Source organism: Clostridium sp. LXY-7 (assembly GCF_056172015.1).
Map to the genome: position 1 here is coordinate 1 of NZ_JBLLJL010000003.1, position 14,135 is coordinate 14,135.

The following is a 14,135-nucleotide window of genomic DNA, read 5'->3' on the forward strand; positions in this document are numbered from 1 at the left end:
AGCTATGTTGGGAAGGGATAAACGCTGAAAGCATCTAAGCGTGAAGCCCACCCTAAGATGAGATTTCCCATGACGTAAGTCAGTAAGACTCCTGGAAGAACACCAGGTTGATAGGTGAGGGGTGTAAGCATGGTAACATGTTCAGCTGACTCATACTAATAAGTCGAGGGCTTGACCTAATAATGACGAAGTTCTTATGTTTACTATGTAATTTTGAGAGAACATCTCAATATAAAATTGATAGAACCAAACAGTAATGTGAGGTTATACGATTTTAATTTGGTGATAATGCGTCCAAGGGATACACTCGTTCCCATACCGAACACGCCAGTTAAGCCTTGGACGGCTGAGAGTACTGCAGGGGAAGCTCTGTGGGAGGGTAAGTGGTCGCCAAGTAAATATTGCCTCCAAGTTAAGGCTTGGAGGCATGTGTGTATGGCTCGATAGCTCAGTCGGTAGAGCAGAGGACTGAAAATCCTCGTGTCGCTGGTTCGATTCCTGCTCGAGCCACCATAGTGTGGCGCTATAGCCAAGTGGTAAGGCAAAGGTCTGCAACACCTTTATTCCCCAGTTCAAATCTGGGTGGCGCCTCCATTTAAAACCTTTAGGATATTTAAATTCTAAAGGTTTTTTTATTTTTAAGATTTTTTATGAAGATTTATTATAAAAATATAGATTATATATTTTTAGTGCAATTTATTCTATCATTTAGCAATTTAATACTTTCGTCAAGTAACTCTTTTCGTTCAATAAAGTCAATTGCACTTATAGAAAGAGCTTCAATTCCCTTCCATATATTATTTTTACCAAAATCACTAATAGTACATTCCATAAATTCTAAGGAAGGACAGGAAATAGAACTGTCTTCAACAATTGAAATAGATGGATATATGGTTGGTGTTGTATGACTGACATTTCCTATTGAAAGTGGATATAAAACATTTTTATTAGAAGATAAATTTATTAAGCCGCATTCTTTTAAATTATTAGAGAATATTTTACTTACTACTTCATTATTTATTAGCTCCTTACAGGGCAATTCATAAAGTCTTATCTTACAATCTATATCAGCTATTTTTTCTAAACACTTTATATATTCTCTAATATTATTTTCCATAACTTCTCCTAGGGCATAGGTGTTAGATTTAAGTTCAAATTTAATTAGAGCGTTTGAAGGATATTCTCTTGGAGCATTATCACATTTCATAGAAATATGATCTAAATAACAGTGATTGCAACTTTGTTGAACTAGCTGATTAATAAAATGTATAGTATGGAGGCTCATATCTAATGCAGTACTTTTAGCTTTGTCTCCACTAGCATTTTTATTTTTGAAAGATAATTCCAAAGGTATACATGATTGAGAGTCACCACCCATAGAGGTGATATTATCAACGTGAGGAGCAAATATAACAGAAGTGTCCTTAAATACATTTTCATGACTCATAATTATTTCAGAGCCATTTGAGTAATTACCAGGACAGCCCACTACGATTACAGTACCTCCTATTTTATCTATTACATGAGATAATCCAATTGCAGCACCAATACTAATTGCAGCATTAGCATTATTTCCAAAAACATGACCCCGATCATCACCAGTGCTATATTTACATATGTAGCATACTTGAGGGTAACCATTTCCAAATTTTCCATAAAAGGCATTGGTAATATCTAAAAAATTCTCCTCTACTTTAAAGTTATATTTTTTTAGTAGAGATATTAGATAATGTGATGAATTAAATTCTTTAAAGGAGTTTTCTTTAGCATCATATAAAGACTTATTGATATTTAAAATTTCATCTTTGATAGTTGATAAAAAACTGAGTACTTGCTGTTTCACTTAAAAGCCCCCTTATGAATATTTTATATATAATTAGTATAACCAATAGAATTATATTTATAGAGGTAATGATTTGTTGCATATAGTAGAAATACTGAGAATTATAAAGTGAAATATTTTTTTTGGACAAATTTAGAAAAGGCATCAAGCTGAATAATATATAATGTAGGGGGCTATAATTAAAAGAATCTTATTATCGAAAGTTAAGGGGGATAAAATATGAGTAAATGTTGTATAATATGCAGAAAGCCTCTAGAAAGTGGTATAATTCTTTATGGAAAAGGAATTTGCCCAAGTTGTGAACAAAGATTATTAGAAACAAGTATAGACACAGATTTTTATGAGTTCTATAAAAATTCTATAAAGAAAAATTTATCTCAACTTGTAATTAGAGGAGTGGATAAGGAGTGTCAAAACTACCAATTGTAGAAGCTTTGCTTAAATATTCTAAAGAAAGCAATTCATATTTCGCGACACCAGGTCACAAAATGGGAAGAGCTTTTTATAATATTAAAGAAGGCAAAGAGATACTAGATAACTTCATCGATTTGGATATAACAGAAGTAGATGGAGTAGATAATCTCCATAATCCAAGTGGAGTAATTCAAGAAGCGCAAGAATATTTAAGTGATTATTATAGCAGTGAAAAATCTTATTTTCTAGTTAATGGAAGTACTTCAGGAAATTTAGCCATGATATTTGCTAGCTTTGATGAAGGTGATAAAATTATTGTAGAGAGAAACTGTCATAGATCAGTATACAATGGAATTATACTTAGAAAACTAAGACCCATTTATATAAAAAATAGGATAAGTGATAAGTTTAATACAAGTTTATCTATAGATGAAGATTATTTATTTAATCTAATTGAAGAGAATAAAGATGCTAAAGGTATAATAATCACTTATCCTAATTACTATGGTATATGCTGTGATTTAAAAAAAATAGTTTTAAAGGCTAAAGAGCACAATATGAAGGTTTTAGTAGATTGTGCTCATGGGGCTCATTTTGGGGTTATAGAGGAATTGCCCGAAAATCCTATGAAGCTAGGTGTAGATATGGCAGTGCAGAGTGCTCATAAAACTTTACCGAGCTTAACTCAAACTGCATATCTTCACATAGGGAATAAAGATTATATAGATAAAGCTAATTTTTATGTTAGTATGTTTTTAAGTACAAGTCCATCATATCTATTTTTAGCAACTATGGATTTCAGTAGATATTTTATGGAGAAATATGGACGGAAATATTACGCTGAGTTATTAGCCTTATGCCAAGAATTTAAACAGAAAATAAATAGGCTAGGAGTATATCATATTATAGGAGAGAAAGATCTGATAGATGAAAATATTTATGATATAGATAAAACTAGATATGTAATTAATCTACCTAAAGGCTTTAGTGGACATAAACTTCTAAGTTATTTAAAGGAGCAAAATATTCAATGTGAAATGAGTGATGAAAGAAATGTAGTGTTGATATTTTCTCCTGGAAATTCTAGAAGCGATTTTGAATTACTATATAAAGCTTTAGAAAAATGTGATATAAATAAATTAAAAGCGAAAATAGTTAAAGCCATAGAATCTAATATACCGAAAATGAAAATGATGCCTTATGAAGTAATAGATAGTAAAAAGGAAAAAGTGAAAATAATTCAGGGAGTTAATGAAATATGTGGACATGCAATAGTTCCTTATCCTCCAGGTATACCGCTAGTTATGCCAGGGGAGTTTATAACTAAAGAAATTATTGATATAATACAATATTATATAGATAGTAATGTAACTCTTTTGGGAGTAGAGGATAATGAACTAACCATACTTAAAGAATAAGATTTGGAGGAAAGACCATGGATAAAGGATTATTAATAGCATTAGAGGGGCCAGATGGGAGTGGAAAAACTACTCAAATGGAGCTTTTAGAAAAATATTTTATGAATAGACAAATAGAAGTCATAAGAACTAGAGAGCCAGGTGGTACTCCAATAAGTGAAAAGATAAGAAATATTATTTTAGATAATAAAAATAGTGAGATGGATGATATGTGTGAAGCATTACTTTATGCAGCATCGAGAGCTCAATTAACTAATGAAGTAATAAAGCCTGCTATAAATAGTGGAAAAGTAGTATTATGTGATAGATTTGTTTATTCTTCTATGGTATATCAGGGTATTGGACGTAATTTGGGTACAGATATCATAAAAGGTATAAATGATGCTGCACTTAGAGGACTAGAAGCTGATTTAGTGTTTATGATACAAATACCTTATGAAAAAGGAATAGAAAGAAAGATGAAGGAAAGGGAATTAGATAGGCTAGAAAATGTAGGATTAAATTTTCATAAAAAAGTTTATGAAGGTTATTCAAATATTAGTAAATTATGTGATAAAATTATATTAATAGATGGTGATAATTCTATTGAAGAAGTTCACAGACAAATCATTTCCCATATTGAAAATAAAATAGGGATATAATAAGAATAGGGAGGGATTGTTATGAAATTAATAATGGCAATAGTACAAGACGATGATGCAATAGACCTAGTTGATGTATTAACGGATAATGGATTTAGAGTTACGAAACTCGCTACTACAGGGGGATTTCTAAAGGCAGGAAATACTACATTAATGATAGGGGTAGAAAAAGAGAAAGTACAGAAAGTGTTAGATAATATAGAGGAAATTTGTAAGGTAAGAAAACAGTTAGTGTCATCACCATCACCAGTTGCAGGTTCAACAGGAGTTTATGTACCCTATCCAGTAGAGGTAAATATAGGTGGAGCTACTGTATTTGTGGTTGATGTAGATAATTTCTTAAGATTCTAATCATTAAAGAGTTATAATATATCAATAAATTATCAATAATGTACAATAAGGGAATCTTATTGTACATTATTTATTATATATAGGAGGAGTTATGAATATTATTGGACATGATAAAGTAAAGAGTGATATATTAAAAGCAATTGAGAATAATAACTTTTCACATGCACATATATTTGCAGGAGAAAAGGGTATAGGAAAAAGTAAATTGGCCAACTTCATAGCTCTAAAACTATTAGGCATTGAAGAATTAAAAAGCCATGTAGATATAATAGAATGGAAATTAGAAAAAGGAAAAAACTCCATAGGTGTAAAAGCAATAAGGAATATCATAGAAGAAGCAAATAAAAAACCCTATGAGGGGGATAAAAAGGTAATAATAATACATAATACTGATAAGATTACATTTCAGGGGCAGAATGCATTTCTAAAAACTATAGAAGAGCCACCAGCAAATGTATATATGCTTTTATTATGTGAGGGATTAGAAGATGTGCTAGATACCATAAAGTCTAGATGTCAGATCCATAAGCTTAAACCTCTAAAAAAAGAAGAAGTGAAAACTATTATTAAACATAAATATCAAGATATTGAAGAGATGAAAATAGAAGCTGCCTGTGAGTTTTCAGAGGGAATTCCAGGAAAAGCAGAGATGTTTATTGAGAGCGAAGATTTTAACATAATAAGAGATAAAATTTTAGAAATATTATTAAATATTAGTAAGGGCTCAGATGAAGAATGGATTGAAAATGAAGATTTTTTTGAATCATATTCTAAACAATGGGAGGAAATAATAAGTTTGTTTATAAATATACTTAGAGATATAATTATATACAAAGAGGTTGGGGAGGAAGAACTAATCATTAATATAGATAAAATAAGAGAAGTCAAAGATTTGGCCAATGTATTTTCAGCAAACAAATTAAATGATATTATAAATATAATAGATGGTACAAGAACAATGTTAAAAAACAATGTTAATTTAGCATTATCCTTTTCTTCAATGCTTTTAAACATACAGGAGGTTTATAATGGTAACAGTTATAGGAGTTAGATTTAAAAAGGCCGGAAAAATATATTATTTTAGTCCTATGGATTTAGATATAAAGAAAGGTGATTTCGTAGTCGTTGAGACTGCAAGAGGAGTAGAGTTTGGTGAGTGTGTTACAGGGAAAAAAAATATTGGAGAAGATGAAATAGTAGCACCGTTAAAAAATGTAATAAGAATAGCTACAGATGAAGATAAGGAAGCTAATGCATTAAACAAAGAAAAAGAAAAAGAAGCATTGAGTGTATGCTTAGAGAAAATAGAGAAACATCAGTTAAATATGAAGCTTATAGATGTAGAGTATACATTTGATAATAATAAGGTTATATTCTATTTTACCGCAGATGGAAGAGTTGATTTTAGAGAGCTAGTAAAAGACTTAGCAGCGGTATTTAGAACTAGGATAGAGTTAAGACAAATTGGTGTAAGAGATGAAGCCAAGATGACGGGTGGATTAGGTCCTTGTGGAAGAAGCCTATGCTGTTCTACATTTTTAGGAGAATTTGCGCCAGTATCAATAAAAATGGCAAAAGAACAAAACTTATCTTTGAATCCAACAAAGATATCAGGAATATGTGGAAGACTTATGTGTTGCTTAAACTATGAACAAGAAACCTATGAAGAGATAAGAAAACGCTTACCTAAAGTGGGATCAATAGTAGATACACCTTATGGAAAAGGAGAAGTAGTATCTAATAGTGTGGTGAAAGAGAGTGTTAAAGTTAAAGTAAAAATTAAAGATGGAGAAGATGATATTAAAGTTGTAAAGATAGAGGAGACAACATTGATTTCAGGAAGTTATGAAGACATTATAAGTGATGTAGATATTAAAGAATTAGAGAATCATATTGAGGATGCAGATTTAATTAAAGAGTTATTTAAAGAAATTTAGGAGGGGAAAATGAAGACGGTAATTAAGGTTTGTGACATGATAACTTCTAAAGATGTTAATAACATAAGGAGTGCAATTTCTAATAATGAGGGAGTTATCGCTTGTGGAATACATCCTGAAAAAAAAGAGGTAGAAATAGTATTTGATGATTATTTTATAACTATCGAAGATTTAATAACTTCTATTGAAGATGTTGGATATACTGTTATATAGCAATAACTATATATTAAACAAATAATTAAGGTAAGACTGCAGTAATATGCAGTCTTATATATATTTATATAAGAATAAATTAAGTATTTTGGAAATAATTCAATAATATATGTATAAATTTCATAAAAATGTTAAGTATTAAGATGTAAATATTAACAAAGAGGTGTTTTTATGAAATTAAAAAAACAAATAGCTATTATTGTTACATGTGCAGTGGTGCTTACAGGAATATTTTTTACTATAAGTTATATTGGTGGTAATAATGAAACATCTAACTCTAAAAATAGTAACATAACTACTGAACAAAATAAAGATAATGGCAATGAGACTACAAAGAATAGTGATAATTTGAAACAAGATTCTAATTCGAAACAAACTTCAAATGATAAAGAAATCAAGTTTTCAAAAGAGGATGTAAAAGAAGGATACTATGTAATAAAGAAAGATGACACTTTATATAGTATAGCTAGAGCTTATATGCCAAACCATGATACAAAGGATGTTGTAAAAAGTATTTTAGATAACAATTCTATGACAGAAAAAGACCCTATAGTAGAAGGTAAAAAATTAGTAATACCTTATGAAATAGCTTTAGAGGAAATAGCAGTTAATAATAGTAAAATTGGTCATGATGAACATACAAAATATACTATTAAAGCTGGAGATACACTATATAAAATAGCCAAAGAAAATTTACCTAAAACAGACTTAACTGAAGCTATAAAAGAATTAAAAGCTCATAATAATATTACTGATGAAAATTCAATAAAGGCATCAGACGTTATTTGTATTCCAATTAAATAGTAGTAAAAAATATAACCTTATAATGAATGTTTATTATAAGGTTATATTTTCAATATATTTATTGGACTAATTTCGGCATATATGAAATCATTATCCAAAGTTAATAGATATCCTATATCATGTTGCTCACATACCGCTAAATGAGTAGAGTCATTTATAGATAACAAGCTATTGGACATAATTTCTTTAGTTTTAGTCATTGAACTCTTTGTAATTTCTACATAATTAAAATTAACTGTTGTTTCCAACTGATTATGCATTTTTACTGCAGTTTTGTAATAGATACTAAGAAGTTCTCTTTTAGACATATTTTTAGAAATATTATCAAAATATTTCTTATATGGAATTTCTCTAAGTCTATCAATTTTTTTTTCCCTTATAATTTTTTTATCATATTTATTAAAGGAATTTAAAATTTCTCTTATTTTAGTTTCAGTATTAAATGGTTTTGATTTTAATACCTTATGCTGCATATCCAACATAAAAATTTTGTACATAATTTGATTAAGCACTTCGGCCGAAATTATATTGGTGATTAATAGTTCACATTTATTAGTTATTAATTTTTTAAATATTTCAATACATTCACTGTGTTTTATATCATCGTCGTAAACTAAGCTCAACAAAAAAGAAGCATCGAGAAGGATTCGTGTGCTATCATCAAATTTTATTGAAGAAAAAGGATATAGTATTATTTTCATAAATGCTCCTTTCTAGTAACAATATATTTAATTTTATTATTAAAACTGAATACTTATTACAGATTTTAAATAAAGTGTGAAACACTTTATTTTAGGTAAAGATGCCGTAGGTATAGGTAAATACTCACTGCGTTCGTGGTAAGGCGTCACTTTGTGACAGGTAAGAAGCAACCGAAGGTTGCAGGGAAGGTGGAAAATCAGCAAAGCTAATTTTATATTTTAAAGCGACAAAGTCGCAATATAACTGCTTTTGCATATGCAAAAGCTACCTTTACCTGTGAGCTTTGCGAACTCCTTACCTGTGTAAAAGGCACTCCTTCCCTGCGAACAAAGTGAGCCTCTTACCTGCAACCTACGGTTGCCCTTACCTAAATAAATTACTTCACATTTCACTAAAAAAATATATTTATAAGTATAGGTGCTACTATTACAGTAACTATACCTGCTATACCGATAGATACACTACTCATAGCGCCTTCTAGCTCACCTAATTCAATTGCCTTTGTTGTTCCTAGAGCATGAGCGCTAGTGCCAATAGAGACACCAATAGATACTTTATTTTTGATTTTAAAAAGTTTTAAAATAGCAGGACTTAATACAGCACCAAGTACTCCTGTAATAATTATTGCAGCTACAGTTATTGATGGAATTCCAGATATATTATTAGAAAGTTCTATTCCAATAGGTGTAGTTACAGATTTAGGTATAAGTGATAATATTAATGTTTCATCTAAATTTAAACATTTACCAAGTAATATTATGCAAATTATGCCTGAAATACATCCTACTATGATACCTAGTATTATAGGCAATGCATGAGATTTTAAATGTTCAATTTTTTTATATAAAGGAATAGCTAAAACCACAGTGGCTGGAGTCAAGAAGAATCCAATAATATTTCCACCATTATTGTAGTTATCGAGGGGAATATTGAAACCTAATAATAAGAACACAATTATAGATATAGATATAAGTAAAGGATTAAGAAAAGAAATTTTAGTTTTTTTGTTTATATATACTCCTAAAATGTAAGCTAATAAAGATAAAAGTATACCAAATATAGGAGATTGTAATAGTTTGTCCATTTTTCACCTCATGTTTATTATTTATCTTTTTTTGATAGGATTTTAATTGATAGTTCTATAGTTAAAGCTGTAGTTATCAATACTACTAAAGTAGAGATAACTATAATAAATATTATTTTAAAGGTATTTCCTTTTAGGAGACTGAAAGCTGAGATAATGCCAACCCCTGCTGGTAAAAAGAAAAAAGCTAAATTATCCAGAAAGAAATTTGATACCAGTTCAATTTGTTCTAATCTAATTATTTTAGTTAGTAAAAGTGCTAATAAAAATAGCATTCCAATTACACTTCCAGGCAAAGATAGAGAAAAAACTTTACTTATAAATTCTCCTATGAAGGTAATTATCAAAATTAGGGCGAATTCTTTAAATATTTTCATAAAAATTGTTATTCCTTTCGTTTTGTTTAAAACATAAAAATCAATGTAAGAAATTAATACTTAAGATGTATATGAAAATTATAAATAGAATATTTTTTATATACTATATGTATTATATTTAACAAAACAGTCAATTTTTACATATATAGGTATTTATTAATGAGTATAACATACATATTATAAATCTAAAAAAATATTTTGAAAAGGTAATATATAGGTGAATATTTATAAGATATGTTGACAATAATATTAATGATAAATTAAATCAATAATATAAACCCTTAAATGCAATGTGTTTCATAGCAATGTATTTTACTAAGATTAAGGAAATGATTATAGCCACACATTGCTTTCCCCCCATAAAAAAATGAACATCTTTCTAAGATGTTCATTTTTTTACTTAATAAAGGTATGGGTTTAATATATAATGTATTATGTAGTTTTATTTTAGTGAACTTAGAAGCTATGATAAGAAAGGAAGGCATCATGAGTATATTAAGAGATGATGAAACATTAGACAATTTACAATTAAAAGGGATACATATAATTCAGAAAAAGGATGGTTTTAGATTTGGGGTTGATGCAGTATTATTAGCCAACTTTGCTAGAGTAAAAAACAATAGTATAGTAATTGATTTATGCAGTGGGACAGGTATAGTACCATTTATAATAGCAGGAAAGAGCAATGCAAAAAGTATAATGGGAATAGAAATACAAGAAGAATTTGTAGATATGGCTAACAGAACAGCTAAATATAATAACTTAAAAGATAAAGTAAGTTTTAAACATGAGGATCTAAAAAATACTCTCGCCCTAAAAAAGCTAGAAAGAGCTGATGTAGTAACAGTAAATCCCCCATATAAGCTATGTAATTCAGGAATAGTGAATAGAGACGATAAAAATGCAATAGCTAGGCATGAAATATGTTGTAATCTAGAAGACGTTATAATAGCAGCTAGAATAGTGCTAAAGGATAATGGAAAATTATTCATGGTTCATAGACCAGAAAGAATTGTAGATATATTAACTTTGATGAGAAAATATAAAATAGAACCTAAAAGAATAAGATTTATACATCCAAAGCCAGGAAAATCACCAAACATAGTTTTAGTTGAAGGACAAAGAGATGGAGGAGCATTCCTAAAAATAGAGGATCCTCTATATATACATTTAGATGATGAAAGTTATTCGAAAGAACTCAGAGAAATATATGACTCTAAAGAATTAATACTATAAAAAAATGTGAAGCATTTTATTTTAGGTAAATGTGCCGTAGGTATGGGTAAATACTCACTGCGTTCGTGGTAAGACGTCACTTTGTGACAGGTAAGAAGCAACCGAAGGTTGCAAGAAAGGCGGAAAATCAGCAAAGATGATTTTATATATTAAAGTGACAAAGTCGCAATATAACTGCTTTTGCCTATGAAAAAGCTACCTTCACCTGTGAGCGAAGCGAACGCCTTACCTGTGCCAAAGGCACTCCTTACCTGCAACCTACGGTTGCCCTTACCTATATAAATTACTTCGCATTTTATTTAAAAGGAGATGAATACAAATGAGTGGAAAATTATATATAGTACCTACACCTATAGGGAACTTAAAAGATATAACTTTAAGAGCTTTAGAAGTATTAAAGGAAGTAGATTTGATAGGATGTGAAGATACCAGGCAAAGTTTAAAATTACTTAATCATTTTGGTATTAAAAAGTCTCTTGTAAGTTATCATAAGCATAATGAGAATGGAAGAAGTAATGATATAGTAAAATCACTTATTGAAGGGAAGAAAGTTGCAATAATAAGTGATGCTGGGACTCCAGGAGTATCAGATCCGGGAGCAATTATTATTAAAAAATGTATTGAAGAAAATATAGAAATAGAGGTATTACCAGGAGCTACAGCGTTTACTACGGCATTAGTGTATTCGGGATTAGATACAGATAAATTCACCTTCATGGGTTTTTTGCCAAGAGACAATAAGAGTAGAAGAGAAGTGTGTGAAAGCCTAATTAATAGAGAGGAAACTATAATATTATATGAGGCTCCTCACAGAATATTGGCAACTTTAGAATTTTTATTAAATACTTTTGGGAATAGAAAGGTAGCTATTTGTAGAGAACTAACTAAATTATATGAAGACATAATAAGAAATAATTTAGATGAATGTATTAAACACTTTAATGAAAACTCTCCAAGAGGAGAATTTGTTATTGTTATGGAAGGAAAAAATCCAGAGGAAATATTAACAGAAAAAAGAAGTCAATGGGAACATATGACTATAGAAGAGCATATAAAATTTCATATAAAAAATGGAATTAGTAAAAAGGAATCTATAAAAGTAGTGGCAAAAGAAAGAAATATGCCTAAATCAGATGTTTATAAATACTCGTTAGATATATAAAAATTAATTAATAACATAATAATAATAAATTTATATAATAACATTAAAAGAATTAATATGAAAAGATAGAATAAACTACAAAAGATAAAAGGAATTATATGGGTAATTATAGAATATATATAGATAAATTGGAAAAAATTCTCAAAAATGAATTTTTAATCTTTAAAATTTCATCAAAAACCTTGAGATTAGAAATAATATGATGTTATAATTGTATTTGTAATTAAACTTAAGAGGGGGAGGGATTTTCTTGAATAAAAAATCGATATCGTTAGCTTTAGCTTTAACACTTGCAACAACAGGTATTGGAACAACAGTTTTTGCAGATCCATATTCGAATAAACAAGAATATGAAAAAAAGCTTCAGGAGAGCAAAAATAGCTATAAGAGTGCTCAGGAAAAAGTTGACGAAATTGAAGCTGCTATACAAAAAGTTAATGCTGAAATGATGGACATCCATATAGATATAGAAGACACAAATAAAAAAATTCAAGATACTCAAAATAAAATAAAGCAAAGTGAAAAAAAAGTACAAGACACTCAAAACTCTATAGTAGAGGAAGAAGGCTTATTCAATAAAAGAATGAGAGCTATGTATATGAATGGTATGGATAGTTATATTGAAATTCTTTTAGATTCAAATGGATTTTCAGATTTTATTTCTAGACTAGATAATGTTACTAGAATTATAAGTTATGACAAGGAAGTTATGACAAGCCTAACTGACAAGAAGATAGCGTTACAACAAGAAAAAACTGATCTAGAAGGTCAAAACAACAATCTAGAGGCACTTCAACAAGGGAATGAACAAAAGCTAGCAAAGCTTGAAGAGAAGAAGGTTGAACATGACAAAGCTATAGCTGTAGCTAAAGATAATATAGGTGTATTTGAAGCTGCAATGAAAGAAAATGAAGCGCAGTTAAAACAAACTATGGATCAAATAAATTCTATGCAAAGCTCAAATAATAACAAACCTGACAAACCTAGCAGACCTAATAGAGGTGATGAGGATGAGGGTGAGGATAGTACTACTCCAACAGTACCATCGAATGTATCAGGAGTTGCTATAGTTCAATATGCAAAAGAATTTTTAGGCGTTCCATATCAATGGGGCGGTAATGGACCAAATACCTTCGATTGTTCAGGATTTACTAGATATGTGTACAAGGCTGTTGGTATAGGAATATCAAGAACAGCTAATTCACAAATGGGTTCTGGAACTTATGTTCCTAGAAATCAGCTTCAGCCAGGAGATTTAGTGTTTTTTGGAAGTGGTGGTTATGCTACTCACGTTGGAATATACGTTGGGAATAACAGTTATATTCATGCACCACAAGATAATGAAGTTGTTAAAATATCTCCACTTACTAGAGGCGACTACCTAACGGCAAAGAGACATGTAGATTAATATTGTTATTTATAATAAAACCAGTAGAGTATTCGCTGGTTTTATTCTTATTAATAATAAAATTTCTAAATATATATTTATTCAATTAACGTATCTATACTATATATACGTTAAAAAGATAAAATCGCCACTACAATATGGCGATTTTATCTAGAACTTTTTTAAAAATTATTCAGTTCTTAAAGAATTTAAACATTCTTTACAAATGTTTTTAGCTTTATAATTAACTACGTCACGAGCATCTCCACAGAATATGCATGCTGGTTCATATTTTTTTAATATTATCTGATCACCATCCACATATATTTCTAAAGCGTCTTTCTCACCGATATTTAAAGTTCTTCTTAACTCTACAGGAATAACTATCCTTCCTAATTCGTCGACTTTTCTTACTACACCAGTTGATTTCATTTTAAAATTCCCCCTTGTGATAACTATGATTTTAATATTTTTAAAGTATTTAGTAAATAATATAAAAAAGATTTACTATTTATTCATATTTACTATTTAATTACATATTATACATATAATATAATACATATTAA

Annotated in this window: 16 protein-coding genes, 2 tRNA genes and 2 rRNA genes; 15 read left to right on the top strand and 5 right to left on the bottom strand. The window is 29.3% G+C overall.

Annotated elements, in window-relative coordinates:
• From ACI48Q_RS12960 to ACI48Q_RS12975, 4 genes are all read left to right on the top strand, one after another.
• A 23S ribosomal RNA gene (locus ACI48Q_RS12960) occupies positions 1-179 on the top strand; the annotation flags it as partial.
• Between the two features lie 99 nt (positions 180-278).
• Positions 279-396 (top strand): 5S ribosomal RNA (rrf, locus tag ACI48Q_RS12965).
• A 41-nt stretch (positions 397-437) separates the two neighbouring features.
• Positions 438-513: transfer RNA gene (locus ACI48Q_RS12970), tRNA-Phe, on the top strand.
• Between the two features lie 6 nt (positions 514-519).
• Positions 520-594 (top strand) — tRNA-Cys (locus tag ACI48Q_RS12975).
• 82 nt (positions 595-676) lie between these two features.
• Here ACI48Q_RS12975 and ACI48Q_RS12980 read toward each other — a convergent pair.
• Positions 677-1,843 carry a zinc-binding metallopeptidase family protein gene (locus ACI48Q_RS12980; protein WP_474919540.1) on the bottom strand — a complete coding sequence of 389 codons (1,167 nt, stop codon included), beginning with the start codon at positions 1,841-1,843 and terminating at the stop codon, positions 677-679.
• 219 nt (positions 1,844-2,062) lie between these two features.
• Between ACI48Q_RS12980 and ACI48Q_RS12985 the strand changes: the two genes are divergently transcribed.
• The 8 genes from ACI48Q_RS12985 to ACI48Q_RS13020 all read left to right on the top strand — a co-directional run bounded on the left by ACI48Q_RS12985 (position 2,063) and on the right by ACI48Q_RS13020 (position 7,621).
• Complete coding sequence (locus tag ACI48Q_RS12985) at positions 2,063-2,272, top strand: sigma factor G inhibitor Gin (protein ID WP_474919541.1); 210 nt, start codon at positions 2,063-2,065, stop codon at positions 2,270-2,272.
• On the top strand, positions 2,251-3,675 hold the full coding sequence (locus ACI48Q_RS12990; RefSeq protein ID WP_474919542.1) for an aminotransferase class I/II-fold pyridoxal phosphate-dependent enzyme: 1,425 nt from the start codon (positions 2,251-2,253) through the stop codon (positions 3,673-3,675). Before ACI48Q_RS12985 ends, ACI48Q_RS12990 begins: the two co-directional genes overlap by 22 nt.
• 17 nt (positions 3,676-3,692) lie before the next feature.
• A complete protein-coding gene (gene tmk, locus ACI48Q_RS12995; RefSeq protein ID WP_474919543.1) occupies positions 3,693-4,316 on the top strand; it encodes a dTMP kinase in 624 nt (207 codons plus the stop codon).
• A gap of 21 nt (positions 4,317-4,337) precedes the next feature.
• Positions 4,338-4,667, top strand: a complete 330-nt coding sequence (locus ACI48Q_RS13000; RefSeq protein ID WP_474919544.1) for a cyclic-di-AMP receptor — start codon at positions 4,338-4,340, stop codon at positions 4,665-4,667.
• Positions 4,668-4,758: 91 nt separating this feature from the next.
• Positions 4,759-5,718 carry a DNA polymerase III subunit delta' gene (locus ACI48Q_RS13005; RefSeq protein ID WP_474919545.1) on the top strand — a complete coding sequence of 320 codons (960 nt, stop codon included), beginning with the start codon at positions 4,759-4,761 and terminating at the stop codon, positions 5,716-5,718.
• Positions 5,696-6,604: a PSP1 domain-containing protein gene (locus tag ACI48Q_RS13010; protein ID WP_474919546.1), complete on the top strand. Its 909-nt coding sequence runs from the start codon at positions 5,696-5,698 to the stop codon at positions 6,602-6,604. The genes ACI48Q_RS13005 and ACI48Q_RS13010 overlap by 23 nt, the downstream gene beginning before the upstream one ends.
• 9 nt (positions 6,605-6,613) lie before the next feature.
• Complete coding sequence (locus ACI48Q_RS13015; RefSeq protein ID WP_474919547.1) at positions 6,614-6,817, top strand: heavy-metal-associated domain-containing protein; 204 nt, start codon at positions 6,614-6,616, stop codon at positions 6,815-6,817.
• A gap of 171 nt (positions 6,818-6,988) precedes the next feature.
• On the top strand, positions 6,989-7,621 hold the full coding sequence (locus tag ACI48Q_RS13020) for a LysM peptidoglycan-binding domain-containing protein (protein WP_474919548.1): 633 nt from the start codon (positions 6,989-6,991) through the stop codon (positions 7,619-7,621).
• A gap of 41 nt (positions 7,622-7,662) precedes the next feature.
• On the opposite strand, the gene ACI48Q_RS13025 is transcribed toward ACI48Q_RS13020, so the two are convergent.
• The 3 genes from ACI48Q_RS13025 to ACI48Q_RS13035 all read right to left on the bottom strand — a co-directional run bounded on the left by ACI48Q_RS13025 (position 7,663) and on the right by ACI48Q_RS13035 (position 9,784).
• Entirely contained in the window at positions 7,663-8,322 is a 660-nt protein-coding gene (locus ACI48Q_RS13025; RefSeq protein ID WP_474919549.1) for a type II toxin-antitoxin system VapC family toxin, read from the bottom strand.
• A 392-nt stretch (positions 8,323-8,714) separates the two neighbouring features.
• On the bottom strand, positions 8,715-9,407 hold the full coding sequence (locus tag ACI48Q_RS13030) for an LrgB family protein (RefSeq protein WP_474919550.1): 693 nt from the start codon (positions 9,405-9,407) through the stop codon (positions 8,715-8,717).
• Between the two features lie 17 nt (positions 9,408-9,424).
• Positions 9,425-9,784, bottom strand: a complete 360-nt coding sequence (locus tag ACI48Q_RS13035; protein WP_474919551.1) for a CidA/LrgA family protein — start codon at positions 9,782-9,784, stop codon at positions 9,425-9,427.
• A 486-nt stretch (positions 9,785-10,270) separates the two neighbouring features.
• Here ACI48Q_RS13035 and ACI48Q_RS13040 point away from each other — a divergent pair, with 486 nt between their 5' ends.
• The 3 genes from ACI48Q_RS13040 to ACI48Q_RS13050 all read left to right on the top strand — a co-directional run bounded on the left by ACI48Q_RS13040 (position 10,271) and on the right by ACI48Q_RS13050 (position 13,590).
• Positions 10,271-11,020 (top strand): tRNA1(Val) (adenine(37)-N6)-methyltransferase, encoded by a 750-nt coding sequence (locus ACI48Q_RS13040; RefSeq protein WP_474919552.1) that lies wholly within the window; start codon positions 10,271-10,273, stop codon positions 11,018-11,020.
• Positions 11,021-11,339: 319 nt separating this feature from the next.
• Positions 11,340-12,182: a 16S rRNA (cytidine(1402)-2'-O)-methyltransferase gene (gene rsmI, locus ACI48Q_RS13045; protein ID WP_474919553.1), complete on the top strand. Its 843-nt coding sequence runs from the start codon at positions 11,340-11,342 to the stop codon at positions 12,180-12,182.
• Between the two features lie 250 nt (positions 12,183-12,432).
• Positions 12,433-13,590: a C40 family peptidase gene (locus ACI48Q_RS13050; protein WP_474919554.1), complete on the top strand. Its 1,158-nt coding sequence runs from the start codon at positions 12,433-12,435 to the stop codon at positions 13,588-13,590.
• A gap of 168 nt (positions 13,591-13,758) precedes the next feature.
• Here the strand turns inward: ACI48Q_RS13050 and ACI48Q_RS13055 are convergent, their stop codons facing one another.
• Entirely contained in the window at positions 13,759-14,001 is a 243-nt protein-coding gene (locus tag ACI48Q_RS13055) for an AbrB/MazE/SpoVT family DNA-binding domain-containing protein (protein WP_474919555.1), read from the bottom strand.
• Between the last annotated feature and the right edge of the window lie 134 nt (positions 14,002-14,135).

Coding starts and splice junctions, on each gene's coding strand:
- ACI48Q_RS13010 (WP_474919546.1), top strand. CDS start 5,696: ATGGTAACAGTTATAGGAGTTAGATTTAAAAAGGCCGGAAAAATATAT.
- ACI48Q_RS13000 (WP_474919544.1), top strand. CDS start 4,338: ATGAAATTAATAATGGCAATAGTACAAGACGATGATGCAATAGACCTA.
- ACI48Q_RS13040 (WP_474919552.1), top strand. CDS start 10,271: ATGAGTATATTAAGAGATGATGAAACATTAGACAATTTACAATTAAAA.
- ACI48Q_RS13030 (WP_474919550.1), bottom strand. CDS start 9,407: ATGGACAAACTATTACAATCTCCTATATTTGGTATACTTTTATCTTTA.
- tmk (WP_474919543.1), top strand. CDS start 3,693: ATGGATAAAGGATTATTAATAGCATTAGAGGGGCCAGATGGGAGTGGA.
- ACI48Q_RS13015 (WP_474919547.1), top strand. CDS start 6,614: ATGAAGACGGTAATTAAGGTTTGTGACATGATAACTTCTAAAGATGTT.
- ACI48Q_RS13005 (WP_474919545.1), top strand. CDS start 4,759: ATGAATATTATTGGACATGATAAAGTAAAGAGTGATATATTAAAAGCA.
- ACI48Q_RS13055 (WP_474919555.1), bottom strand. CDS start 14,001: ATGAAATCAACTGGTGTAGTAAGAAAAGTCGACGAATTAGGAAGGATA.
- ACI48Q_RS12985 (WP_474919541.1), top strand. CDS start 2,063: ATGAGTAAATGTTGTATAATATGCAGAAAGCCTCTAGAAAGTGGTATA.
- rsmI (WP_474919553.1), top strand. CDS start 11,340: ATGAGTGGAAAATTATATATAGTACCTACACCTATAGGGAACTTAAAA.
- ACI48Q_RS13035 (WP_474919551.1), bottom strand. CDS start 9,784: ATGAAAATATTTAAAGAATTCGCCCTAATTTTGATAATTACCTTCATA.
- ACI48Q_RS13025 (WP_474919549.1), bottom strand. CDS start 8,322: ATGAAAATAATACTATATCCTTTTTCTTCAATAAAATTTGATGATAGC.
- ACI48Q_RS13020 (WP_474919548.1), top strand. CDS start 6,989: ATGAAATTAAAAAAACAAATAGCTATTATTGTTACATGTGCAGTGGTG.